1 pseudogene is annotated in these 598 nt (G+C 52.8%); it reads right to left on the reverse strand.

Annotated features, from left to right (window positions below):
* Window positions 1–556 (reverse strand): annotated as a pseudogene (locus KBY08_RS26260) (IS3-like element ISPsy9 family transposase); the annotation flags it as partial.
* Between the last annotated feature and the right edge of the window lie 42 nt (window positions 557–598).

The following is a 598-nucleotide window of genomic DNA, read 5'->3' on the forward strand; positions in this document are numbered from 1 at the left end:
AAAGGCCTCAGTTCCATCACGATTTGCGCTTTTTCTGCTGCGCTATTCGTTGCTTCTTCTGAACCAAGGCATCGAGCTTTTTTAGATAATCGACCTCCATCCGCAGTTGCTTCACCTCGGCAAGCAACTCGTCACGCGAGCGCGATTCATCGTTGATCGGAGCGGAGTTCACAGGGGGAAGGGGCGTCGTCATCTTTCTTGGGCGTCCAGCTTTCTTAGGGGGCTTTGAGGATGCGTTAAGAGCACCTTCGTCAAAAAGGCGCTGCCATAGATTGATGATGCCGAACTGACGGATATCGAACAAGGCCGCTGTCTGGCGCAGTGATAATCGCTCATCATGCATGCGCTTCAAAACAGCTAGCTTGAATTCGTCACTGTAACGCTGTCGCCTTTTCTCTTTAAGAGCGGCTGGGCCGTGGATCTGATAAGCCGCGACCCACTGACGAAGGCAGGAAAAGTCCACATCGTGGCGATGCGCAACATCCCTCAAACCTGCCTTGCCGGCACAATACTCTTTCACGGCTGCGAGTTTTGCCTGCTCTGTATATTTACCCATGACGCCTCCAAAGGTTGCATCCAACCTTCGGGGGTCACACCA

Origin of the sequence: Pseudomonas sp. P135, from assembly GCF_020312125.1 — a bacterium.
Taxonomy (GTDB): domain Bacteria; phylum Pseudomonadota; class Gammaproteobacteria; order Pseudomonadales; family Pseudomonadaceae; genus Aquipseudomonas; species Aquipseudomonas fragariae.